18 protein-coding genes are annotated in these 21,808 nt (G+C 72.1%); 7 read left to right on the top strand and 11 right to left on the bottom strand.

The window, feature by feature from the left end:
- The first annotated feature begins 152 nt into the window (after positions 1-152).
- Genes ACWEFJ_RS06400 through ACWEFJ_RS06410 form a run of 3 tightly spaced genes read left to right on the top strand, consistent with a single transcriptional unit; the run spans position 153 to position 3,194 of the window.
- Positions 153-1,181, top strand: a complete 1,029-nt coding sequence (locus ACWEFJ_RS06400; protein ID WP_449713125.1) for a pectate lyase family protein — start codon at positions 153-155, stop codon at positions 1,179-1,181.
- A 14-nt stretch (positions 1,182-1,195) separates the two neighbouring features.
- The gene (locus ACWEFJ_RS06405) at positions 1,196-2,185 is read left to right on the top strand and encodes a pectate lyase family protein (protein ID WP_449713126.1); all 990 of its coding nucleotides are present in this window, start codon (positions 1,196-1,198) and stop codon (positions 2,183-2,185) included.
- 16 nt (positions 2,186-2,201) lie between these two features.
- Complete coding sequence (locus ACWEFJ_RS06410; protein WP_449713127.1) at positions 2,202-3,194, top strand: pectate lyase family protein; 993 nt, start codon at positions 2,202-2,204, stop codon at positions 3,192-3,194.
- Positions 3,195-3,255: 61 nt separating this feature from the next.
- Here ACWEFJ_RS06410 and ACWEFJ_RS06415 read toward each other — a convergent pair whose 3' ends face one another.
- Positions 3,256-3,927 (bottom strand): lytic polysaccharide monooxygenase auxiliary activity family 9 protein, encoded by a 672-nt coding sequence (locus tag ACWEFJ_RS06415; protein WP_449713128.1) that lies wholly within the window; start codon positions 3,925-3,927, stop codon positions 3,256-3,258.
- Positions 3,928-4,346: 419 nt separating this feature from the next.
- Between ACWEFJ_RS06415 and ACWEFJ_RS06420 the strand changes: the two genes are divergently transcribed.
- A complete protein-coding gene (locus ACWEFJ_RS06420; protein ID WP_378087037.1) occupies positions 4,347-5,513 on the top strand; it encodes an endo-1,4-beta-xylanase in 1,167 nt (388 codons plus the stop codon).
- 413 nt (positions 5,514-5,926) lie between these two features.
- Here the strand turns inward: ACWEFJ_RS06420 and ACWEFJ_RS06425 are convergent, their stop codons facing one another.
- From ACWEFJ_RS06425 to ACWEFJ_RS06445, 5 genes are all read right to left on the bottom strand, one after another.
- Positions 5,927-6,529: a hypothetical protein gene (locus ACWEFJ_RS06425; RefSeq protein ID WP_449713129.1), complete on the bottom strand. Its 603-nt coding sequence runs from the start codon at positions 6,527-6,529 to the stop codon at positions 5,927-5,929.
- A complete protein-coding gene (locus ACWEFJ_RS06430; protein WP_449713130.1) occupies positions 6,526-8,133 on the bottom strand; it encodes a substrate-binding domain-containing protein in 1,608 nt (535 codons plus the stop codon). The genes ACWEFJ_RS06425 and ACWEFJ_RS06430 overlap by 4 nt, the downstream gene beginning before the upstream one ends.
- Positions 8,130-9,281 (bottom strand): toxic anion resistance protein, encoded by a 1,152-nt coding sequence (locus ACWEFJ_RS06435; RefSeq protein ID WP_449713131.1) that lies wholly within the window; start codon positions 9,279-9,281, stop codon positions 8,130-8,132. Before ACWEFJ_RS06435 ends, ACWEFJ_RS06430 begins: the two co-directional genes overlap by 4 nt.
- A complete protein-coding gene (locus tag ACWEFJ_RS06440) occupies positions 9,281-10,357 on the bottom strand; it encodes a hypothetical protein (RefSeq protein WP_449713132.1) in 1,077 nt (358 codons plus the stop codon). Before ACWEFJ_RS06440 ends, ACWEFJ_RS06435 begins: the two co-directional genes overlap by 1 nt.
- Positions 10,358-10,511: 154 nt before the next feature.
- Positions 10,512-11,678 (bottom strand): MFS transporter, encoded by a 1,167-nt coding sequence (locus ACWEFJ_RS06445; protein ID WP_449713133.1) that lies wholly within the window; start codon positions 11,676-11,678, stop codon positions 10,512-10,514.
- A 66-nt stretch (positions 11,679-11,744) separates the two neighbouring features.
- Between ACWEFJ_RS06445 and ACWEFJ_RS06450 the strand changes: the two genes are divergently transcribed.
- A complete protein-coding gene (locus ACWEFJ_RS06450; protein ID WP_378087025.1) occupies positions 11,745-12,218 on the top strand; it encodes a helix-turn-helix domain-containing protein in 474 nt (157 codons plus the stop codon).
- On the opposite strand, the gene ACWEFJ_RS06455 is transcribed toward ACWEFJ_RS06450, so the two are convergent.
- The 5 genes from ACWEFJ_RS06455 to ACWEFJ_RS06475 all read right to left on the bottom strand — a co-directional run bounded on the left by ACWEFJ_RS06455 (position 12,205) and on the right by ACWEFJ_RS06475 (position 19,373).
- Complete coding sequence (locus ACWEFJ_RS06455; protein WP_378087023.1) at positions 12,205-12,351, bottom strand: DUF1059 domain-containing protein; 147 nt, start codon at positions 12,349-12,351, stop codon at positions 12,205-12,207. The two genes, ACWEFJ_RS06450 and ACWEFJ_RS06455, sit on opposite strands and share 14 nt — an antisense overlap.
- Positions 12,352-12,476: 125 nt before the next feature.
- On the bottom strand, positions 12,477-13,670 hold the full coding sequence (locus ACWEFJ_RS06460) for an esterase-like activity of phytase family protein (protein WP_449713134.1): 1,194 nt from the start codon (positions 13,668-13,670) through the stop codon (positions 12,477-12,479).
- A gap of 146 nt (positions 13,671-13,816) precedes the next feature.
- Entirely contained in the window at positions 13,817-16,585 is a 2,769-nt protein-coding gene (locus ACWEFJ_RS06465; RefSeq protein WP_449713135.1) for a discoidin domain-containing protein, read from the bottom strand.
- A gap of 264 nt (positions 16,586-16,849) precedes the next feature.
- The gene (locus ACWEFJ_RS06470) at positions 16,850-17,308 is read right to left on the bottom strand and encodes a pyridoxamine 5'-phosphate oxidase family protein (RefSeq protein ID WP_378087018.1); all 459 of its coding nucleotides are present in this window, start codon (positions 17,306-17,308) and stop codon (positions 16,850-16,852) included.
- Positions 17,309-17,312: 4 nt separating this feature from the next.
- The gene (locus ACWEFJ_RS06475; RefSeq protein ID WP_449713136.1) at positions 17,313-19,373 is read right to left on the bottom strand and encodes a diguanylate cyclase; all 2,061 of its coding nucleotides are present in this window, start codon (positions 19,371-19,373) and stop codon (positions 17,313-17,315) included.
- 259 nt (positions 19,374-19,632) lie between these two features.
- Here ACWEFJ_RS06475 and ACWEFJ_RS06480 point away from each other — a divergent pair, with 259 nt between their 5' ends.
- Entirely contained in the window at positions 19,633-20,289 is a 657-nt protein-coding gene (locus tag ACWEFJ_RS06480) for a thiaminase II/PqqC family protein (RefSeq protein ID WP_449713137.1), read from the top strand.
- A 276-nt stretch (positions 20,290-20,565) separates the two neighbouring features.
- Positions 20,566-21,756: a helix-turn-helix domain-containing protein gene (locus ACWEFJ_RS06485; RefSeq protein WP_449713138.1), complete on the top strand. Its 1,191-nt coding sequence runs from the start codon at positions 20,566-20,568 to the stop codon at positions 21,754-21,756.
- Positions 21,757-21,808: the final 52 nt, after the last annotated feature.

Consider the following 21,808-nt stretch of genomic DNA (forward strand, 5'->3'; position numbering starts at 1 on the left):
CCGGTCCGCCGAATTGGACGACCACATATGTGAACCCCGGACCCCGATCGTCGCCGGCCGTTGACACGACGGAAACATGCGCTACGGTGCGATCAGGAAGCGCTTTCCCGAAAACCCCCTGCACTCACCCTCATACGGGAGAGGAAATAGCCATGCCCACACTCGTCGGGACCAGGCGCGCCCTGCTGAAGGCCGTCGTGGCCGCCACCCTCGCCACGACCGCCGTCACGGTGCCCGCCACCACGCCGGCACTGGCCGCGACCACCGCGGACGGGTTCGCCTCGGTGCACGCGCTGGGGCAGAACGGCACCACCGGGGGCGCGGGCGGCGCCGTGGTCACCGCCACCACCACCGCCGGGTTCCTCGACTACATCGCCCGGCCCGAACCCCTGGTCGTGCAGGTCAGCGGCACCATCACGCTGCCGACCGGCACCGGTGACGGCATGCACGACGTCGCCTCCGACAAGACGATCGTCGGCCTGGGCGCGAACGCCCGACTCGTCGGCGGCGGCCTCAACATCGGCCTGCCGGTCAACGACGAGGTCACCTCTCCCCCGGCCAACGCCGTGCACAACGTCATCATCCGCAACCTGGCGATCACCGGGGCCACCGACGACCTCGTCAACGTCCAGATGTTCAGCCACCACATCTGGATCGACCACAACGACTTCTCCAACGGCGACGACGGCGCGGTCGACATCAAACGCGGCAGCGACTACGTCACCGTCTCCTGGAACAGGTTCCACGACCACGACAAGACGCTGCTGCTCGGCCACGACGACGACAACGGCGCGCAGGACATCGGCCGGCTCCGCGTCACCTACCACCACAACCACTTCGACGGCTCCGACCAGCGCAACCCGCGCGTCCGCTTCGGCGAGTCCGTGCACGTCTACAACAACTACTACCGCGACAACAGCTACGGCGTCGTCTCCGCGATGAACGCGGGCGTCGTGCTGGAGGGCAACTACTTCTCCAGCGTCAACAACCCCGGCCGCGTCGACTTCAGCGGCGACCTCGGCCGGATGGTCGCCCGCGACAACATCCTCGTGGACTGCAACCACGAGATCGAGGTCCGCGGCTCCGTGGTCGAACCGCGCACCTACTACGCCTACACCCCGCACCGCGCCGCCGACGTCCCCACGATCGTGCCCGCCGGCGCGGGCGCCGGTCGCCTCTGACAGGAGCACCCACCATGAGCGACATCAGCAGGCGCGGCCTCCTCGCGGGCGCCGCCGCGACCGCCCTCACCGCCGTCACCGCACGGGCCGCCGCCGCGCGCCCCACCACGACCAACCCCGTGTGGGCGGCCCCGTTCGCCACCGCCGACGGGTTCGCCGGCACCAACACCCTCGGCCAGAACGGCACCACCGGCGGCCTCGGCGGACCCGTGGTCACCGTGCGCGACCCCGACACGTTCCTGGACTACTGCGACCGCAACGAGCCCTACGTCATCCAGGTCGACGGCATCATGACGTTCAGCAGCAAGCAGGGCCTGCGCTCCAACAAGACCGTCATCGGCCTGCCCGGGGCCGAGATCCGCGGCGGCGGCCTGGACATGTACCGCAGGCAGAACGTCATCATCCGCAACCTCAAGTTCACCGGCGCGGACGACGACGCCATCAGCATCCAGCAGTCCTCCCACCACATCTGGATCGACCACTGCGACCTCGGCGGCGGCGCGGACGGCCTGATCGACATCGTCCGCGGCGCGGACTTCATCACCGTGTCCTGGAACCACTTCCACGACCACAGCAAGACCGCGCTGCTCGGCCACTCCGACTCCAACGCGGGCCAGGACACCGGCAAGCTCCGCGTCACCTTCCACCACAACTTCTTCGACGGCACCGACCAGCGGCACCCGCGCGTCCGCTTCGGCGAACCCGTCCACGTCTACAACAACTACTTCCGCGACAACCGCCTCTACGGCGTCGCCTCCACCGAGAACGCGGGCGTGCTGGTCGAGGCCAACTACTTCGAGAACGTGCCGCACCCGATCTACTCCGGCTACGACGAGAGCGGACCCGGCCGCGTCGTGCAGCGCGACAACGTCTACGTCAACTCCGGCACGCCCCAGACCCTGGGCTCCGTCGTCGAGCCGCGCACCTACTACGCCTACACCCCCGACAACCCGTCCACCCTGCCCACCACCGTCCCCGCCGGGGTCGGCGTCGGCCGGATCTGAGCCAGGAGGCACCCCCATGAGCCCCGTCAACCGACGCCGCCTGCTCGCCGGCACCGCGCTCGCCGCCGTCGCCGCCACCGTCCCCCGCGCCGCGTGGGCCGCGTCCGCCCTCGACGTCGCCGACGGCTTCGCCGGCGTGAACGCCCTGGGCCAGAACGGCACCACCGGCGGCGCGGGCGGCCAGGCCGTCACCGTCACCACCGCCGACGCCCTCGCCGACTACGTCGGCCGCAAGGAGCCCTACGTCATCTCGGTCTCCGGCCGGATCGCCGTCGGCGACGACATGCTCACCGTCGTGGCCAACAAGACCATCGTGGGCGTCGGCCCGACCGCCGAGATCACCGGCGGCGGCCTCCAGCTCGGCTCCACCACCCGGCCCGGCAACAACGTCATCATCCGCAACCTGCGGTTCACCAACGCCTCGGACGACTCGATCAGCGTCACCAACTCCGCGCACCACGTGTGGATCGACCACTGCGACCTGTCCGACGGCTACGACGGCCTGCTCGACATCAAGCGCAACTCCGACTACGTCACCGTCTCGTGGAACCACTTCCACGACCACAGCAAGGCCGCGCTGCTCGGCCACTCCGACACCTACACCAGCGACCGCGGCAGGCTGCGCGTCACCTACCACCACAACTTCTTCGACGGCACCGACCAGCGCCACCCGCGCGTCCGCTTCGGCGAACCCGTCCACGTCTACAACAACTACTACCGCGGGAACTCGCTCTACGGCGTCGCCTCGACCATGGACGCCGGCGTCGTGGTGGAGGGCAACTACTTCGAGAACGTCGCCCACCCGATCCTGTCCGGCTACGACAAGAGCGGACCGGGCCGGGTGGTCGAGCGCAACAACGTCTACGCCGGCTCCGGCGCGCCGGAAACCCTCGGCGCCGTCGTGGAGCCGCGCACCTACTACGGCTACGCGCTGGACGACCCCGCCTCCGTGCCGCGCCTGGTCACGGCGGGCGCGGGCGTCGGCCGCGTCGGCCTGCCGACCGCCTGACCGGACGCGAACCGGGCCCCCGCCTGGAGCGGCGGGGGCCCGGGGACCTCGTCATCGCGACCTACTGGAAGACGACGTCGCTGCAGAAGTAGTACGACTGGTCCATGTGGCTGGCCTGCCAGATCACGAAGACCACGTGGCGGCCGGTGCGGCTGCCCGCGTTCACCGCGACCTGGTACTGACCGGCCGGCGCGTAGCGGCCGGTGGTCGCGACCAGGTCCAGGTGGTTCCAGCCCAACGGCGTCGTCGTCGCGTCGTAGCCCTGCTTCGTCACGTACACCCGCAGGTAGTCCGCGCCGTGCCGGGCCTGGTCGGTGACGGTGAGCGTGAACTGCCGCGGCTTCGTCACGGTCTTCCACGGGCCGGGGTTGTCCAGCGCCGCGTAGCGCGTGCCGCCGGTCCGCCCGCCGCTGCACAACTGGCCGTTCGGGATCACGCCCTGGTGGTTGCCCGCCACGTTCTCGCGGTACAAACCGTTCCAGTTCCACATCGCGTTGGTGTCGGCCTGCCACGCCTGCCAGCACATCGGGTCCTGCTGGGCCATCGTCGGGTTCTGGAAATCGCTGCCCCAACGCTGCCAGCAGCCGTAGTTGCGCGACGGCGGGTCGGTGGTCGACCCGTGCGCGTCGGCGATTCCGGTGAGCAGGCTCGCCATGAGTCCGGCGACCACCGCGAGCGTCGCGGCGGCCCGGCCGAGCAGGCTCTTGTTCGCAGGGATGGATCTGAGCGCCACTCTCTCCTCCTCGTTGAGGATGACCATGTTCGGCAATGTCCATGGGTGGGCTGGGAGCGCTCCCAAATCGCACTGTAACCAACCGTGCGCGGAAAGGGGAAGTGTTGTCCCCCAACCACTTCGCATTCGACGCGCATTCGACCGCAATTCGACAAACGCCCTCTCCGGACGACGTTTCACGAGGCGACCGGCGGCCGGGGACGACCTCGCCGCAGGTGCGGTCGGGCGTCGTGCGGACCCGTCCGCGCGACGCGCGACCGCCACGCACCGACGGCTTCCACCAGCGCGGAGCCGTCTTGACTGGGTCTTGACGATCGCCCGGCGGGCGTCTTAGGGTCCGCGCATCTCGAAAATTGCCGGATCAATGACGAAACTTTCGAACGCCGCCGTCGTAGTCGTCCGAGAAAGCGAAGACCGCCATGAGAACGATCCGACTCGTCACCGCCGCGCTCACCGCGATGGCGTTGACCTCGCCGCTGGCCCTCACCGCCGCGGCCGCGCCCGAGGCTGACCGGGTTCCCCCGGGCCACGCCAAGAAGGACACGCTCCGCTGGGCCGCGCCCAAGGGCTTCTACATCGGCACCGCCGCAGCCGGTGGCGGCCACCACGAGCAGCAGCCCTACCCCGACCCCTTCACCAAGGACGACGAGTACCGGGCCGTGCTGGCCAAGGAGTTCAGCTCGGTGTCCGCCGAGAACCAGATGAAGTGGGAGTACATCCACCCGGAGCGCGACCGCTACAACTTCGGCATGGCCGACGCCATCGTGAAATTCGCGCAGCGCAACAACCAGGTCGTCCGCGGGCACACGCTCCTGTGGCACAGCCAGAACCCGGCGTGGCTCGAGCAGGGGAACTTCTCCGCCGACGAGCTGCGCGCCATCCTGCGCGAGCACATCTTCACCGTCGTCGGCCGGTACAAGGGCAAGATCCAGCAGTGGGACGTGGCCAACGAGATCTTCGACGACTCGGGCAAGCTGCGCACCACCGACAACATCTGGATCCGCGAGCTGGGCCCCGGCATCATCGCGGACGCGTTCCGCTGGGCGCACCAGGCCGACCCCAAGGCCGAGCTGTACTTCAACGACTACAACGTGGAGAGCGTCAACGCCAAGAGCGACGCCTACTACGCGTTGATCAAGGACCTGCTCGCCCAGGGCGTGCCGGTCGACGGCTTCTCGGCCCAGTCCCACCTCAGCACCCGGTACGGCTTCCCCGGCGACCTGGAGACGAACCTCAAGCGGTTCGCCGCCCTCGGTCTCGGCACCGCCATCACCGAGCTGGACGTGCGGATGGACCTGCCGGCCAACGGCGTGCCGACCGCGGAGATGCTCGCCAAGCAGGCGGACTACTACAACCGCACCCTCGTCGCCTGCCTCAACGTCAAGGGCTGTGACTCCTTCACGATCTGGGGCTTCACCGACAAGTACTCCTGGGTGCCGGTGTTCTTCCAGGGCGAGGGCGCCGCGACGGTCATGTGGGACGACTTCACCCGCAAGCCCGCCTACGACGCCCTGCAGTGCACGCTGGCCAAGGAGTCGGTGAAGCGCGGCGAGCGCCACCCGCACCTGCCGGCCTGCGCGAAGTGATCACGACGCACGCCTGACCGCGTCGCCGCGAGCGATCGGTCCCCGCCAGGGTCTCGGAGCCCGGGCGGGGACCGATTACCACGTTCCGCACCGTCGTGGCTGTTCGTGAATTTTCTTCGGTCAACACTGAAGCGATAGTGCCAAGAACACTTTCGAGTGAGACGCACGCCACTCGAAAGTGGGAACACCGGCCACCGACGCGCCGTTGGAACACTCGGTCGGTGCGGTCCGTGTCCCTGGGCCTCACCTAGCGCCTTCGCGGAATACCGTTCGGCTGGAGCCGCGTCGAGCCACTCGCCGAGAGGCGACCGCCGCGCCGACCCCCAATCCCTCTCCCCCGACGTGCGTCGTGGACGAGGAATTCGCGGTACCCGGGCGTTCGACACACGGGACCCGGGCGTTCGACGCGCGGGTCAGGGTTGGTCGCCGGCGTCCCGGTCGCGCAGGTAGCGGGTGTGGTCGGCCTGCCGGTCCACGTCGGCCGCGTAGACGCGCTCGGCCAGCCGGTGCGCCTCCGCCTCCAGCAGCCCCAGCTGGGTCGCCAGCTCCTCCCCCGGGCTCGGCTCCCCGCCCGCCCGCTGCCGCACCGCGAACCACCACGGCAGGTTCAGGTACGTCTGCACGGACAGCGGCAGGTCGGTGCGCGCCAGCCGCACCACGGTGTGCCGCAGGTCGGGGTTGGCGGCCAGCGCGTCGTGCCGCGCGAGGAGGTCGTCGAGCACCGCGCCGATCCGGCGCACGGCGGCCACGGCGGGCTCCGGCACCCGGGACGCCTGCGCGGTCACCTCGCGCACCAGCCCGTCGAGGTCCGCGCGCAGCCGACCGGTCTCGGTGACCACGTCCCCCGGCACCAACCGCACCTTCTCCGGCGGCGCGAGCAGCGCGCCCACCCCGTACAGCCCGGCGACCACCAGCGGCCACAGCGCGCCGACGACCCCGGTCAGGTGCAGCAGCACGCCGACGAGCCCGCCGACGCAGCCGACGAGGTTCTTGGTCGAGCCCAGGTACCGGATCATTGGTAGCCGCGGATCTCCTTAAACACCTCGCCCAACCCGGTGTCGCGCGCGTCGAACACCCGCCCGCCGGTCATCGTCGCCACCTGGCCCAGCTCCGCGCTGCTGCCCTCGCCGAACAGCACGGTGAACACCGGCACCTGCCGCACCGACGCGGGCGCCGAGGCGAACGCGGCCCGGAACCCGGCCAGGTCCGACCCGTTGGCGTTCTCGCCGTCGGTCATCAGCACGATCGACGTGAACCGGTCCGGGTCGGCCGCGACCAGCGGCTCCATCACCTCGTAGGCGCGGGACAGGCTGTCGTAGATGGCGGTGCCGCCGCCCTCCCGCAGCCCTTCGGCGAACGCCTTGATCCGCGCCAGTTCCGCGCGCGGGTCGCCCTCGGGCAGCGAGAACGTGGTGGGCGTGCCCGGCGTGGTGTCGAACGGGAGCAGCGTGACCTCCTCCCGGCTGCGGAACCGGCGGAAGCGGCCGGTGAGCGAGTCGTCCGCGCCGGTCAGGCCGATCAGCGCGGACCGCAGCGCCGCGATCCGCTCCCCCGCCATCGAGCCGGACGTGTCCAGCACGTACAGCGTCCGCGACGGCCGCCGCAGCCGGTCGAAGTAGGCCGAGAGCAGCGCGTCGACCGACTCGCGCGCCGCCGGGAACGGCAGCTCCACCAGGTCGCGCACGGCGAACGCGGCGTCGAGTTCGACGCCGGGCACGACCGGCCGCCGGTGCGTGGTCCGCATGATCTCGCGCTGCACGTCCGGCGTGCGCAGGTGGTCGGTGAGGCGTCGGTGCGCGTCACGGGCGTCGTCGCCGGCGTCGGCGAGCAGCGTCAGCGGGTAGTCCGCGGTGACCACGCCGTCGTCCGGGTAGACCAGCGTGAGCGGTTCGGGCAGGGTGCCGGCGGCGTTCAGGGACAGCAGCACGGACTCGTAGTTGATCAGCCCGTCCACCCGCGCGCCGGGGTCCTGGCCGGTGGCGCGGCGCTGGTATGCCTCGGACAGCCAGCCGGACGACCCGGCGGACAACGCCTGCGCGCCGAAGAAGTCCTTGAGCCGCGGCGTCACGGCGGCGATCTGGCCCGCGTCCACGGCGTTGCCCGCGCCCGCCAGCGCCGACGCCACCGCGACCAGGGCGGAGAAACCGGAGTTGGACGCCGACGGGTCGGTCATGCCGTAGCCGAACGCCTTGCGCCCCGCCTGCTCGGCGATCTCGCCCCAGCCGACCCGCCGGTCCGCCCACCCCAACCGCCGCGCCGCGGACGTCGAGAGGCCGAGCACGACGGGCGAACTCATGACCTTGACCTGGTTGCCGAGCCGGCGCGCGGCCTCCGGGATGCCCGCCGGGTAGCGGTTGGAGGAGAACCAGACGGCGTCGTACTTGCCGTCCACGTCACCGTTGGCCAGCGCCTCGGCGCCTTCGAGCGTGCCGGTGAAGGTGAACTCGACCGTCACGCCGGTGGCCCGGGCCGCCGCGTCGAGCACGGGTCGCAGGTCGGTCAGCTCGCTGCCCGCGAGCACCCGCAGCACGCCGGGACGCGCCGGGTCCGGCTCCGGTTCGGCGCCGCCGGTGCAGGCGGCGGCCAGCAGCACCGCGGCGAGCACGAACGCTGTTCTCATCGGTCCCCCTCGGCCGCCGCTGCGTCGTGCGATCGGCGCAGGTGCTCCTCGGCGCGGCGGATCTCCCCCGACAGCGACTCGACCGTGACGGCCATCGCGCGCACCGCCTCCGCCCGGTAGCCGTCCACGGCGTCGATCGCCGCGTAGATCCGGTCGAACGACGCGCGGATCGTCGCCACGGCGACGGCCGGGTCGCCGTCCACCCGCCGGATCTCGGCGCTGTGCAGGTCGAGCAGCTCGGTGTTGGCGCGGATCAGGCCGTCCGTGGTGGCGCGCAGCGCGGCGACCTCGTCCAGCACGTCCCGTTGGCTCGCCAGCGCGCCGCTCACCAGCAGCGCGATCCGCAGCGCGGCCACGGTCGTGGTCACCGCGCGTTCCACGCCCCGGATCAGCTCGTCGTTGGTGCGCCGCACCAGGTCGAGCGCCAGGTAGCCCTGCGCGCTCACGGCGAGCTGCGTCAGCAGGTCCTGGTGGCGTTGGCGGATGGGGTGCAGCACGTCCGCGCGCAGCGCCCGCGCGCGGGCCGGGTCGGTCAGGTCCAGCACGTCGGCCTGCCGGTCGATCGCCGCGTCCACGGCCTCGGCGAACGCGGCGGCCTCGGCCAGCCGGCCCATCGCCCGCCACAGCCGCTCGCGCTCGCCCTTGATGGCGGCGTTGTCGCGGCGCAGCACGTCCTGCCGCTCGCGCAGCTCCAGCACCAGCGCGTTCACCGGTTCGCCGGCGGCGCGGTAGCGGTCGAGCGCCTTCTTGGCGGCGTGCGCGGCGGGGAACACCCGGAGCAGCTTGCGGCCGGTGATCGGCAGCTTGGCGGGGTCCAGCGCGGCCACGGTGCGGCGCAGGTCCGACAGCGACGCGGTGACGCGGACCTGTGGTGAGTCGTCGCGCGCCGCCCGCGCGGAGCGGTCCAGCATCGCGCCCGCCACGCCGGCGGCGGCGCGCATGTCCGCTTCGCCGACCGCGAGCACGTCGTCCAGCGCGTCGGTGAACTCGGGCGACCGCACGTCCAGCGCCCGGAGGCGTTCGGTGAACAGCTCGGCGCGGCGGTCGACGTCCGCCCGCGCGTCGTCGCCCAGCGCGATGAGGCCGGCCGCGCGTTCGACCGGGACCGGGGTCACGGGCTCGGGCGGGGCGAGGGTGAACTCGTCCATCAGGCGACGACCGCGTCGAGCAGGCGTTCCAGCGTCTCGAACGACGGCGGCTCGACGGCGTCGACCAGCTCGGCGGGGGCCTTGTCCCCCACCACCTCGGCGAACACCCGCGGGTCGGAGGTGCGGAAGCCGAACGTGGCGGCGAGCTTCGCCAGCTCGGGGTCGGTGCTCAACAGCCGGCCGACCCGGTCGCCGCGGTCGGACAGCGGCACGAGCGTGTGCTTGGAGTAGACGGTCGGCGCGAGGTAGAGCAGGCGCATGTCCGGGCGGATCGACCCGTCGCCGCGCATCACCCGGTCGAGGTACTGGGATTCGTAGATCAGCGCCAGCGGCGTCTTGCCCATGCCGGCCGCGAGGTAGTCCTCGAACGGGCCCTCGGTGCTGTTCTGGGTGTAGCCCTGGTCGCGGAACAGCCGGGCGACCCGGGGCAGCACGGCCGCCTCCTGCTCGGGCGTGGCGACCACGGTGTTGCCGTTGGCGACGAACGACACGACCGACAGGTACATGGCGGCGGAGTTCGACTCGCCGGGGTTGGTGGTGGTGACGAGGACGTTCTTGCGCGCCGGGTAGGCGGTGTTGCCGGGGAGCTGGTCCCAGCGGGTGCCGGCCCCGGTCAGCTCCAGGTACTTCGCCACGTCGAGCACCTGGTAGTCGCCCGCGCCCTTGGTTACGACACCGGCCGCTTCCAGCAGCCGCACGATCGGCTCGAACGTCGCCACGGCCATCGGCGACTGGAACGGCGTGTGCGCGGCGGTCGTCCGGCGGTCGCGCTGGATCCGCCGCGCGGCGGGCGAGGACGACGGGAACGCGAACTCGTACCTGCCCAGGTCGACGGAGGTGGCGATCTGGCGCGAGCCGGCCGTGTCGACCTGGACCTCCAGGCCGTGCCGCGCGAACGCGTCCACCACCCGCGGGTCGCTGAAGAAGGCCAGCTTCTCCGACCCGATGACGCCGCGCACGGTGGTCAGCCCACCCCGCGCCCCGCCTCCCGCGTCATCCGGACGCCCCCACACGACCACCGCGACGACCGCGACCGCCAACACCGCGGCCAGGCCGATGGACAACCGGCGCTTCACTGGACCCGCTCACCCCCGTGCTCGTCGGCGATCCTCGTCGCCGCACGACTCGTTTGACGCGCGGAGCGGCGATCACCGGGCGAACGGTTGGTGAACGAAGGATGATGATCGGTCGCGCGGGTGAGTGACCGCTGCCGCCCGTCCCGGGGGACGGTCAGGTGTGGCCCCGTGCGTGAGCCGCGGCGGCGACCGTGACGGCGCACGCGACGTACGCGGCGGTGCGCGTCGAGGTCAGCTCGGCCAGCGCCGGACCCGCCAACGCGCCGGCGAACGTCGCCACCGCCTCGCCGGTGAACAGCACCGCGCCCACCCGCCCCAGCACCGCGGTGGGCGTGACGCGTTGCAGCGCGGTCTGCGTGACGACGAGCACGGCCGAACCCGCGAGCCCGATGAGCCCGGCGGCCGGCAGCGCCGAGGTCAACGACCGCGAGCCGAACAGCAGCGCGAACCCCGCCGCGGTCACGACGAGCGCGCCGGCCAGCAGCGGACCCACCCGTACCCGGTCGACCAGGACGCGGGTCACGGGCGCGCCCAGCAGGAACCCGACGCCCAGCCCGGACATCACCAGGCCGACCGGTCCCGTGCCGCCGAGCACGGTCATGCCGAACGGGACCAGCAGCGCGCTCAGCGAGGCGTTCGCGGCCAGGAAGACGGAGCTGATCACGAGCAGCGCCGAGGCCGTCCGATCCGATCGCAGGAAGGCGACCCCTTCGGCCCACGCCCGCCCCTCACCGTGTGCCCCGGCCTCGCGGGGGCGTTGGGACGTCAGCGCCACGAGCACGGCCGAGAGCAGGTAGCTGACGACGTCGGCCAGCACCAGGACCTGGAACCCGACCAGGCCGAGCAACGCGCCGCCCAGCGGTGCGCCGACGAGCCTGGCGACGCCGTCGGTGAGCGAGTTCAGCGCGTTGGCGCCGCTCAACGCCGTGCCGGTGCCGACGACGACGGGCGTGTGCGCCTGGGCGGCCGGCCGGAACACCACCGTCCCGGCGCTCTCGACCAGCAGCGCGACGTAGACCAGCCAGAGGTCGCCAGGGTCGCGGGCGAGCAGCAGCGACGCGACGGCGACGGCCCGCAGGACGTCCGCCGCGACCATCAGCCGCCGCCGGTCCCACCGGTCGGCCAGCACCCCGGCCACCGGCCCGAACAGCACCGCGGGCAGGAACTCCGCGGCCAGCGCCGCGCCCGCCGCCATCACCGAGCCGGTCAGCCCGAAGACGTGCGCGGGCACGGCCACCACGAGCAGCCAGGGGCCGAACACGCTGATCGACCGGGCCGCCCACAGCAGCCGGAAGTCCCCCACCCGCAGCGCGCTCAGCACACGACACCCCCGTGACTATCCCTACAAGATAGTCACGGGGGATGGTGTTCTGACAAGATTGTGGTCGTGGGACACGACCTGGGACCCCGGCTCCGGGCGCTGCGCGCCGCGAGCGGGCGGACGGTGGCCGCCGTCGCGGCCGACGCGGGCCTCTCGGTGCCGTACGTGGCGAACCTGGAGAACGGCCGCGGCAACCCGACCGTCGATGCGCTGGCCCGGCTGGCGGGGGCGTTGGGCGGCCACCTGGCCATCGGGTTGGGCGAGGACGAACCCCCGGCGCGGGCCGATCCGCCCGCCGCCCTGGTCCGCCTCAGCCGCACCGAGAGGTTCCGCCGCGACGTCCGCGCGCTGGGCGCGGCGACGGGTCGGGACGAGGCGGCGGTCGCCGGTCGCCTGCTGGACGTGCTGGCCCGCGTGGCGGACCTGACCGGCCGCGACCTCGCCGAGGCCGACTGGCTCCGCCTCCTCGACGCCCTGCTGCTGGTCGGGCTGCACCCGAACGGGACGGGTGAGCCCCACCCGCCGCTCAGTACGCCATGAACAGGATCTCGTCGCGCGAGTAGTCGTGGCCCGGGTGGTTCTCCTTCAGGTGCTGCTGCGTCTTGGCGACCAGGTCGTCCTCGTCCTGGCCGGTGATGTGCTCGCCGCAGGGGCAGGTGATGTTCTTCTTCATGGCGGTCCTCCGGTGGTGATCTCTCCGGCACCGACTGTACTGAAGGCGTGGGCGTTGTCGACCGGTCGAGTTCGGTGCCGCGCCGGTCCGCCCGAACCCGGTCGGTCCGGGCGGACCGGGGCGCGTCAGCGGCGGCGCAGGACGCGCGGGTCGGCGTCGAGGTCGCCGCCCAGGCGCAGGGTGATGAACTCGTTGTCGTCCGGCTTGCCCGGAGTGCGGCCCGAGGAGGACGGGAAGTTGTTGTCGTTGAGCACGCCGATCGTGCGGTCGTCCAGGATCACCAGGTCCTCGATCGTGGTGAACGGGAAGGTGAAGGTCGTGCCGCCGCCGCCCAGGCGGCGCGGGTCGGCGATGTCGAGCAGGTCGGCCACCAGCGTCTTGTCCAGCTCGCCGTCGTGGTCGCGGTCCCGCTTGTCGGCCAGGTAGACCTTCTTGACGCGGGCGTCCACGCCCTGCGCGCCGTCGCGCTCGATCACCAGCAGCCGGTTGCGGTCCACCGTGACGGCGTCGCCGATCGCGTGCTCCGGCCGGTCGAGCCGGTAGGTCCACCGCGTGCCGGTGTACCGGCCGCGCGCCGGGTCGAACTCGTTGAGCCGCAGCGTGCCCGGCTCGTCGCCGGCGACCGTGCCCTCCAGCAGCGCGTCCAGCGTGCGGCCGTCGGCGGACAGCGCCAGGCCCTCGTAGCCCTTGCTGCCGCCGAGGTTCGGCGTGCCCGCCGGGTTCTCCGGCGCGAAGACGCCCGGCAGCGGCACGGGCGGGGCCTGCAGCCGGCCCGCGCGGTCGAAGCGCAGCAGGTAGGGGCCGAACTCGTCGCCGATCCAGTAGCCGCCGTCGGCCGTGCGGACGATCGACTCCACGTCGAAGTCCGCGCCGGTCAGCACCCGGTCGGGCCGGGTGAGCGGGAACGGCACGTGCCCGTTCGGGTCGGTCAGCGCGAGGCCGCCGAGCACGTCCACCGCGCCGGTGGCGAAGTCGGGGCCGATCCGGTGCACGCGCAGGGTGAAGTCGGCGCTGTTGGCCTTGGCGCCGTAGCCGTTGTCCGACAGCACGTCGAACGTGCCGTCCGCGTTGCGCAGCACACCGCTGAAGCCCTGCACCGGCTGGTCGGCGAACGGCGGCACGACGCCGTTGACGGGTGTCGTGCCCAGCGCCGCGCCGGACGGCTCGGTGCCCGGCACGAACGTCACGGCCGGCAGCCGGGCGAACCCGGTCAGGGTGGCGCGGCCGAAGTCGTGGCGGTCGGCGGGCGCGGCCGAGCCGGGCGCCGCGACCGCCGCCAGGACGAGCGCGGACAGACCGAGGACCAGCGGTCTCCTCATGGGTGTTCCGTTCTGCCGTGGCGCGCCCGGTGGGGACGCGCGGTGCGCGGAACGGTAGGTGGGCCGGGTGAACGGCAGGCGTGCGCGACCTGGCGCGGGGGTGGTCTTCCGGCGCCGTTGCCCGAGGACCACCCCCGGTCGAGGCGTCAGCCCGCGTACGCCTCGAACTCGCCGAGCTGGGCGGCGGGCCAGCCGGTGTTGCCGGTGAACGTCAACCGCAGGTAGCGGTGGTCCGCCGCGACCGGGATGCTCACCTGGTTGCCCGACGCCGGGTCGAACCGGTACCCGACCGAGCCGACCAGCGCGGTGTAGCCGGAGCCGTCGGTGCTGCCGGACACGCTCAGCGTCTGCGTGCGGGCGGCCCACGCGGCGGCGGGCGGGAGCTTGAGCACGATCCGGTTCACCGCGACCCGGCTGCCCAGGTCCACCGTGAACACCTGCGGGAACGCGTTGTTCGGGCTCTCCCAGTAGGTGTTCGCGTCACCGTCCACCGCGTTGCCGCCGGGGAACCCGCCGTTCGCGGCGGCCTGGACGGGCTTGCCGCGCGCCACGTTGCCGGTCGGCGGCGCGGTCGTGGTCGTGGTCGTGGTGGTCGGGGTGCCGGCGTAGACCTCCAGTTCGGCGAGCTGGGCGGCGGGCCAGGCGGTGTTGCCGGTGAACGTCAGCCGCAGGTGGCGGTGGGCGCCCGACACCGGGATGCCGGCCTGGTTGCCGGTCGCGGGGTCGAACCGGACCGCGGTGGGCGCGACGACCTGCGTGAAGCTGCCGCCGTCCGTGCTGCCCGACACGCTCACCGTCTGGGTGCGGGCCTCCCACGCGGAGGGCGGCGGCAGCTTGAGCACCAGGCGGCTGACCGCCTCGGCCCGTCCCAGGTCGACGGTCAACGCCTGCGGGAACTGGTTGTTCGCGCTCTCCCAGTAGGTGTTCGCGTCGCCGTCCACGGCGTTGCCCGCGGGGAACCCGCCGTTGGCGGTGGACGCGCTGACCGCCTTGCCCCTGGCCAGGTTGCCGCCCGGCGGGACGGTCGTGGTCGTCGTGGTGGTGGTCGTCGTGGTCGTGGTGCTGGTCGGCGGCGTGGTGGGGTCGGTGTAGATCGGGTCCGGCCACGGGCCGCAGTAGGCCGGGCCGTCCCAGCCGGAGTTGCCCGCGCCCCTGGTGATCTGGAACGCGTTCTCGCCCAGGCAGCTGTAGACGCCCGCCCGGCCGAGGCCGGTGGCGGTGACGTTGGTGAACGACGCCGAGCCCGGCGACTGGAGCTGGATGCCGAACGTGCCCGCGCCGTTGATGCGCACGCCGTTGAAGTGGACGTTGGTGATCGTGCCGCTGATGAACTGGATGGCCTCGTAGTTGCTGTCGATCAGGTCGGTGTCGGTGACGTCGATCCGGCCGTTCATCGCGCCGTCGCGGGCGTCGAACCACAGCGCGCCCACGCCGAACTGCCAGTTCGAGTCGAGCACGCCCGCGCGCAGCGTGGTGTTCTTCGACAGGGTGGTCGTGCCGGACAGGGGCACCGAGGAGAAGCGGTTGCCGACGTGGATGCCGCCGCCCTGGTCCTGGGTGTCGGCCACGACGTTCTCGGTGACCACGTTGTCCCGGCCGCCGTAGATCGCGATGCCGTTGGCCTTCATCGGCACGACCACCGTGTTGCGGCGGATCGTGTTGCCGTGGTCCGCCTGCTGCTCGGACCAGAACGCGATGCCGTCGTCGCTGATGTTGCGGAACAGGTTGTGCTCGATGAGCACGTCGCTGATGCCGCGGTGCAGGTTCATGCCGTCGGCGAGCTGGTCGACGACCTTGTTGTTCCGGATGGTCAGCCCGCTGAACGGGCCGTCCAGCCACAGGCCGACCTTGGTGTGCTGGAGGAACATGCCGGAGATCACCGACCCGCCGCCCAGCGCGCCGCCGATGGCGTTGGTCTGGTCGCAGTCCACGCGGTTGGTGACCTCGCCGATGATCGCGAAGTCGTGCAGGCCGACGCGCGTGCTCACGCCGCTGTTGCCGCCCTGGCCGCAGCTCGACGGCTCGCCGAGGCCGTAGAAGCCGACCCGGTCGCCGGTGACCACGCTGTGCCAGTGGCCCGCGCCGCGGACGGTGACCTGGTCGACGGTGATGTGCTTGGTGACGATGAACCGCCCGGCCGGGATCCACACCTCGCGGCCGGACGCCCTCGCGGCGGCGACGGCGGCGTCGAAGGCGGCGCTGTCGTTCGTGCCGTCGTTCGGGGTGGCGCCGTGCTCGGTGACGGAGACGGAGTTCGCGGGCCGCCCGGCCGGCGGCGCGACCAGCTCGAAGTCGGCCAGGTCGATGGTGTAGGACGGCGCGGTGTCGCCGGCGTCGATCTGGAGCCTGACCTTCGCGCCGGCGGCGAGCGTGCGGGGGAACAGGGCGCGGGTGGAGTCGTAGAGGTGGTGCGGCCTGCCCTGGTTCGGGTCGTTGGCGTAGGGGTAGCCGCCGTAGCGCCAGGCGTACTTCGAGGTCATCGTGAGGCTGCCGGTCTTGGCGCCGTCGAGGTAGAGCGAGAGCGGCGCGGTGATGCCCGCGCCGCCGTTGCCGTCCGGGATGCTGTACCGGACGTCGATGGAGTTGGCGGGCTCGGTCAGGGTGAACTCGACGTACTTGCCCTGTCCGGACAGCGTCACGGCGCGGCGGCCGGACGCCTCGCCCTCCAGCGTGCCCTGGCGGCGGCCGGGGCCGATCCGGGTGCCGTTCGTGGCGGCGGTCTCGGCCTCGTGCTCGACGAACGGCACGTCCGCGCCCCGGCCGGGGACGTCGAACGGCGACGTGGCGGCCGCGGCCGCGACCTGGGCGGCGACCTCGCCGGGTGCGGCGGCGACGGTGATCGCGGTGAGCAGGGACGTGGCCACCGCCGCCGCGCCGAGCGCCAGGGGACGCCGGTGGGTGGGGTCGACTCGCATGGGTTCAGCCCTTCGTTGGACGGGACCTCGAACTGCGGCAGGGAAGTCTCGGGGGTGTGGCGTGGCGCACACCATAAGCAGCCCGGACGAGTCACCGCAAGATGTCTACGAGTTCACGCAAAAACACGACTGAGTTGGCGCTGGCTTGCATGCAGCGGTTTCACCACGCCGACAACGGACATGGCCAGCACGTTCAGGGGATCGTCGCCGCGCGGGACGACGTGGCGTCGCAATCCGCTTGCTGCGGCTTGCGTTCGGTTGCGGTCAGTAGGCGCCGCTCAGCTTGCGGTGGTCCCAGGACACGACCGAGGTCGGCGCGAACCGCAGCCCCACCCGCTTCGCCGCCTGCGCGGCCACGAACGCGTCCAGCTCCGGACCGCTGTGGCCGGAGTACCGGGCCGCCACCGCCGCGCCGATGCGGGCGACCTCGGCCGGCTCCTCGACCAGCCGCACGTCGCACTCCATGACCACGCCGCGCAGCCGGTCGTAGGTCTCCCCCGCCTCGAACTGCAACGTCGCCTCGGGCCTGCGGCGCAGGTTCGCCACCTTCTGCGATGCCCGGTACGTCCAGCCGACCGGTTCGCCGTCCTCCACCACGTACCACAGCGGCACGAGGTGCGGCCTGCCGTTCGGCCCGATCGTGGCCACCGTGACGACGCGCCGCTCCTCCAGGAACGCGCGCACCTCGTCGGTCGTCATCGTGATCAGGGCGCGGCGCGACATGGCCTCAGGATAGGCGGCTGTCCTCACGCGACACCGCGGCGGCGGGTCCGGCGGTCAGGTCGCCGACGACCCCGGCCTCCAGCAGCTCCAGGAACACGTCCACGAGCGCCGGGTCGAACCGCGCGCCGCGGCCCGCCCGCAGCTCGCGCACGGCCTGCTCGTGCGTGAGCGCCCGCCGGTGCGGCCGGTCGGCGCGCATCGCGGCCCACGCGTCGCACACGGACAGGATCCGCGCCTCGATCCGGATGGAGTCGCGGGTCAGGCCGTTCGGGTAGCCCGCGCCGTCCCACCGCTCGTGGTGCTGGCGGATCACCTCGGCGACCTCGCCGTGGTCGGGCAGCACGCTCACCATCCGGGCCCCGCTGTCGGGGTGCTCGTGCAGCAGGTGCCACTGCTGGTCGGTGAGCGGGCCGGACTCGGTGAGCAGGTCGTCGGGCAGCACGATCATGCCCACGTCGAGCAGCCGGCCGGCGCGGTGGGCGTTGCGGACCTCGGCCGGACCGCGCTTGAGGTGCTCGGCGACGGTCCGCGCCCACTCGGCGATCGCCAGGCTGCGACCGGGGCTCGCCACGCGCAGGTCCACCAGGTCCGCGACCTGGTTCAGGTAGTCCACCGCGACGTCCTCCCGGTGTTCGGTGAGCGATGTGCCACCGGCGACCGCCCGGTCCCGGCCCAGGTCCTTGGCCAGGTACAGCGCGCGGTCGGCGGCGGACACCAACGCGGTCGCGCTGCCGTGGTCGGGCGTGAGCGCGGCGGTGCCGGCGGAGAGCGTAACCGTCACCGAACGGCGGCCACTCACGGCGATCGGGTGGTGGGACACGCCGTGCCGCAGCCGTTCCGCGAGGCGGGTCAGGTTCTCCGCGTCCGCCCCGGTCGCGATCAGCGCGAACTCCTCGCCGCCGTACCGGGCGAGCACCCGGCCCTCCCCCGCGACCGCGCGCAGCCGGTTGGCGACCTCGACCAGCACCCGGTCGCCCGCCGGGTGCCCGTACCGGTCGTTGATCGGCTTGAACCGGTCCACGTCCAGCAGCACCACGCCCAGCGGGCTGCCGGCGCGCTTGGCCCGCGCCACCTCGTCGGCCAGGCACGCCTCGAAGTAGCGGCGGCTGCGCAGCCGGGTGAGGCCGTCGGTGATGGCGATCCGGCGCTGGTCCACCACCAGGCCCGCGAGGCGCAGCGCGGTCAGCGCGAACAGCACCGCGCAGCCCGCCGCGATCACCGGCACGTCCCGGCGCTCGCCCTGGGCGTGCTGCACGAGCAGCACCAGCGGTCCGATCAACGCGCCCGCGGCGAGCAGCGCGAGCCGGGGCCAGCTCAGCCGCAGCGCGGGCGGCTCGACCGCCTGCGCCAGCCGGGCCATCGACGGGTGCAGCGCGCACGCGCCCAGCGCCACGTTGCCGACCAGCCAGATCGCGTCCAGGAAGTTGCCCGCCTGGTAGGTCACGTCGAGGCGTTGCAGCACGTAGAGCGTGTCCGCGGTGAGGGTCGCGGCCAGCCAGAAGACGAGCAGGTGGAACGACAGGTCGCGCCGCCCGTCACCGAACATCAGCCGCAGCGCCACCAGCAGCAGCACCAGGTCCATCACCGGGTAAGCCAGCGACACCGCCTCGACCAGCAGCGGCGTGCCGAGGCGGGTCTGCGGGCCGATCACGAACACCCACGACAGCAGGCCCGCGACCACGGTGAGCGACGCCGCGTCGAGCAGGCTGGGCAGGTCGCGCTCGGCGCGGCGCTGCCGGATCAGCATGAGCAGGCCGACGACCACGAGCGGGTAGTGGCCGAGGTAGAAGATGTCGGCGACGGACGGGTAGGACGTCTCGCGCAGCACGTAGTGGGAGGCGTAGAACGTGGTGTCGGCCAGGGCGGCGACGAGCTGCGACACCGCGAGCACGATCCACGGCCGGGCCGGGTCGGGCCGGTTGCGCCGCACGCCCCACCACAGGGCGAGGGCGGCGGACGTGCTCACCGCGCAGTAAATGACCACCCGCAGCGGGATCGTGCCCACGAAGATCGGCACGGTGTAGTAGGCGACGACCAGCACCAGGCCGATAGCCAGGTAACCCATCCACGGCTGATGTTGTTTTCCGATCGGGATTCCGCGGTTTTCGACCGAGGTGACTCCGGCGACACGCAAACCGGGCTCTCCCTACTGAGGCGATGCTGACGTGCGACAAGGCGGGGTCATGAGACCCGCAAACAGGGGCCACGTCAATCCCCCGTTGCCGAGTCTTCATCACCCAACCGCAAGTGTGCGGAGTCGGCAAGTTCTCTACAGTGGCTATTCGCCCGTGGCGGGCGGACCGGGCCGGTGGAACGGGGGAACGATGGCGGAGGACGCGAAGGCCCTGCTGGCGCGCGTGCGGGCGGAGGTGCAGGCCGGGGGCGGGACGAACCGGCTGGTGCCGCTGATCGCGTCCGGCGGGGCTCCGATGGGCGCGTTGCGGGCGCTGGCGGCCGAGGAGGACCGGATCGTGCGGAGCGACTGGCGAGCGTTCCTCACCTTCGCCGCGCAGTCGACCGGGCCGGCGCAGCGGGAGTTCTTCGCGGCGGTCGCCGGCGGCGAGGGCCTGGCGTTGGCCAAACTGTCCGATTTCGCCGCGGCGTGCGGCCTGACCCCGCAGGACGTGGCCGCCTACCGGCCGTTGCCGGGGTGCCAGGCATATCCGTCGTACGTGGCCAGGCTGGCGTTGGACGGCAATCCGCACGACGCGCTCCTCGTGATTCTGGCGAACTTCGCGGAATGGGGCGGCTATTGCGCGACGATCGCCACCGCGCTGCGCGAGCACTACGGTTTCGACGACGCCGGGTGCACGTTCTTCGACTTCTTCGCCGAACCCGCGCCCGAGTTGGACGCCCTGGGCCTGCGCGCGCTGGACGAAGTCCTGGCCACGGGCTGGACCCCGACCGCCGCCCTGCCCTCCGCCCACCTGCTGCACGCGTACGAGCTGATGTTCTGGAACACCCTGCCCACCACCCCCTGACCCGCGTGTCGAACCTCCGCGTCCCGCGCGTCGAACCTCCAGGACCACCGAGTTCTACGTTCAGGCACCCCGATCCGTTCAACGCGGGACCCCGAGCGTTCGACACCCGGCAGCCGGAGGTGGAGCCCGGGTCCCGTGCCGTCGGCGGGGCCGCTTCCGGCACGCCCATGATCGAATCGGCACCGGGGGCTCGGAGTACGCTGGTCAAAGCTTCATCGACGACGATGGATCGCTGGATGACGGCAAGGATCCATAGTGAAGATGGGTGGTGCCCTCGTGGACCAGTCGTCCATCGGTGCCCGCATCAGGCGGTTGCGCGGCGACACGATGACCCAGCGGGAGTTGGCGGAGCGGTCCGGTGTGTCCCTCTCCCTGGTTCGGGCGCTCGAACAGGAACAACGGCTCACCGCGTCGATCTCGACCCTGCACAGGCTTGCCCGCGCCCTCGACACCGACCCGGGGACGTTGCTGGGCAAGACCACGAACATCCCCGGCACGCCGGAGACCGGCGTCATGGCCATCCGGCGGGCGTTGACCCCGGTCGATGACCTGCTCGGCGAACCCGTGCTCGACGGCGATGCGCTCGAGACCCGGGAGGCGCGCCGACTGGTGGAGTACGGGTGGGGCCTGTACTGGTCGGGCCGCTACGACATGTTGACCGCGCTTCTGCCGTCCGCACTGCTGCAGCTCCGGGCGACCGCCCACGCGGCACCGAGGCTGGACCAGGCCGGTGCGTCGGAATCACTGGCCCGCGGCTACTGGCTGGCGGCGTGCTCGTTGGTTCACCTTGGGCAGCAAGAGGCAGCATGGTTGGCGATCCGACACGCCCTGGACGCGGCGAGGGGTGGGGCCGACGCGTTGCTGGACGCGGTGCTGCGTGGTTCTGTGGCTTGGCAGCTGTTGGTGCAGGGGCGCTATGGCGAAGCTGAGCGGGTGGCGGTGAAGGCTGCGGAAGCGATCGAGCCCGGACAGGGCGTGTCACCCGGGCATCTGTCGGTGTACGGGTCGCTACTGCTCTCGGGGGCGACCTCGGCGGGTCGGGACGGCAACGGCATTCGGGCGCGCGAACTGCTGGACGAGGCAGCGGTGATGGCCGACCGAAACGGCGTGGACCGGACCGATTACGAGAGCCCTTTCGGGCCTGCGCAGGTGACCATGCAGCGGGTCGACGTGGCAGTGGTGACCGAGGAATACGGGCAGGCCGTCGAGTTGGCGGAGGAAATGCCGCGGGACGCCGCGTTGCCGCTGGCGGCACGAGCACGGCACCTGACGGACGTGGCGTTCGCACTGGCGCACACGGGGCAGGTTCAGCGGGCGCGCGACGCCTTGCTCACCGTCGAGCAGATGGCTCCGGCGTGGATCAAGTACCAGACGCTGCCGCGGCAGGTGGCCGCCGAGTTGGTACGGCGCGATCACGACTCGACCTTGAGGAGCCTCGCACGGCGGCTCGGCGTCACCGCTACGTAGTGGTGTTCGTTCGATCGGGTAGTACCACGCCTTGTGGTACTACCTAGAGCTG

Source organism: Actinosynnema sp. NPDC004786, from assembly GCF_053601135.1.

Coding starts and splice junctions, on each gene's coding strand:
- ACWEFJ_RS06465 (WP_449713135.1), bottom strand. CDS start 16,585: ATGCGAGTCGACCCCACCCACCGGCGTCCCCTGGCGCTCGGCGCGGCG.
- ACWEFJ_RS06455 (WP_378087023.1), bottom strand. CDS start 12,351: ATGAAGAAGAACATCACCTGCCCCTGCGGCGAGCACATCACCGGCCAG.
- ACWEFJ_RS06460 (WP_449713134.1), bottom strand. CDS start 13,670: ATGAGGAGACCGCTGGTCCTCGGTCTGTCCGCGCTCGTCCTGGCGGCG.
- ACWEFJ_RS06425 (WP_449713129.1), bottom strand. CDS start 6,529: ATGATCCGGTACCTGGGCTCGACCAAGAACCTCGTCGGCTGCGTCGGC.
- ACWEFJ_RS06420 (WP_378087037.1), top strand. CDS start 4,347: ATGAGAACGATCCGACTCGTCACCGCCGCGCTCACCGCGATGGCGTTG.
- ACWEFJ_RS06475 (WP_449713136.1), bottom strand. CDS start 19,373: ATGGGTTACCTGGCTATCGGCCTGGTGCTGGTCGTCGCCTACTACACC.
- ACWEFJ_RS06480 (WP_449713137.1), top strand. CDS start 19,633: ATGGCGGAGGACGCGAAGGCCCTGCTGGCGCGCGTGCGGGCGGAGGTG.
- ACWEFJ_RS06435 (WP_449713131.1), bottom strand. CDS start 9,281: ATGGACGAGTTCACCCTCGCCCCGCCCGAGCCCGTGACCCCGGTCCCG.
- ACWEFJ_RS06400 (WP_449713125.1), top strand. CDS start 153: ATGCCCACACTCGTCGGGACCAGGCGCGCCCTGCTGAAGGCCGTCGTG.
- ACWEFJ_RS06430 (WP_449713130.1), bottom strand. CDS start 8,133: ATGAGAACAGCGTTCGTGCTCGCCGCGGTGCTGCTGGCCGCCGCCTGC.
- ACWEFJ_RS06405 (WP_449713126.1), top strand. CDS start 1,196: ATGAGCGACATCAGCAGGCGCGGCCTCCTCGCGGGCGCCGCCGCGACC.
- ACWEFJ_RS06470 (WP_378087018.1), bottom strand. CDS start 17,308: ATGTCGCGCCGCGCCCTGATCACGATGACGACCGACGAGGTGCGCGCG.
- ACWEFJ_RS06410 (WP_449713127.1), top strand. CDS start 2,202: ATGAGCCCCGTCAACCGACGCCGCCTGCTCGCCGGCACCGCGCTCGCC.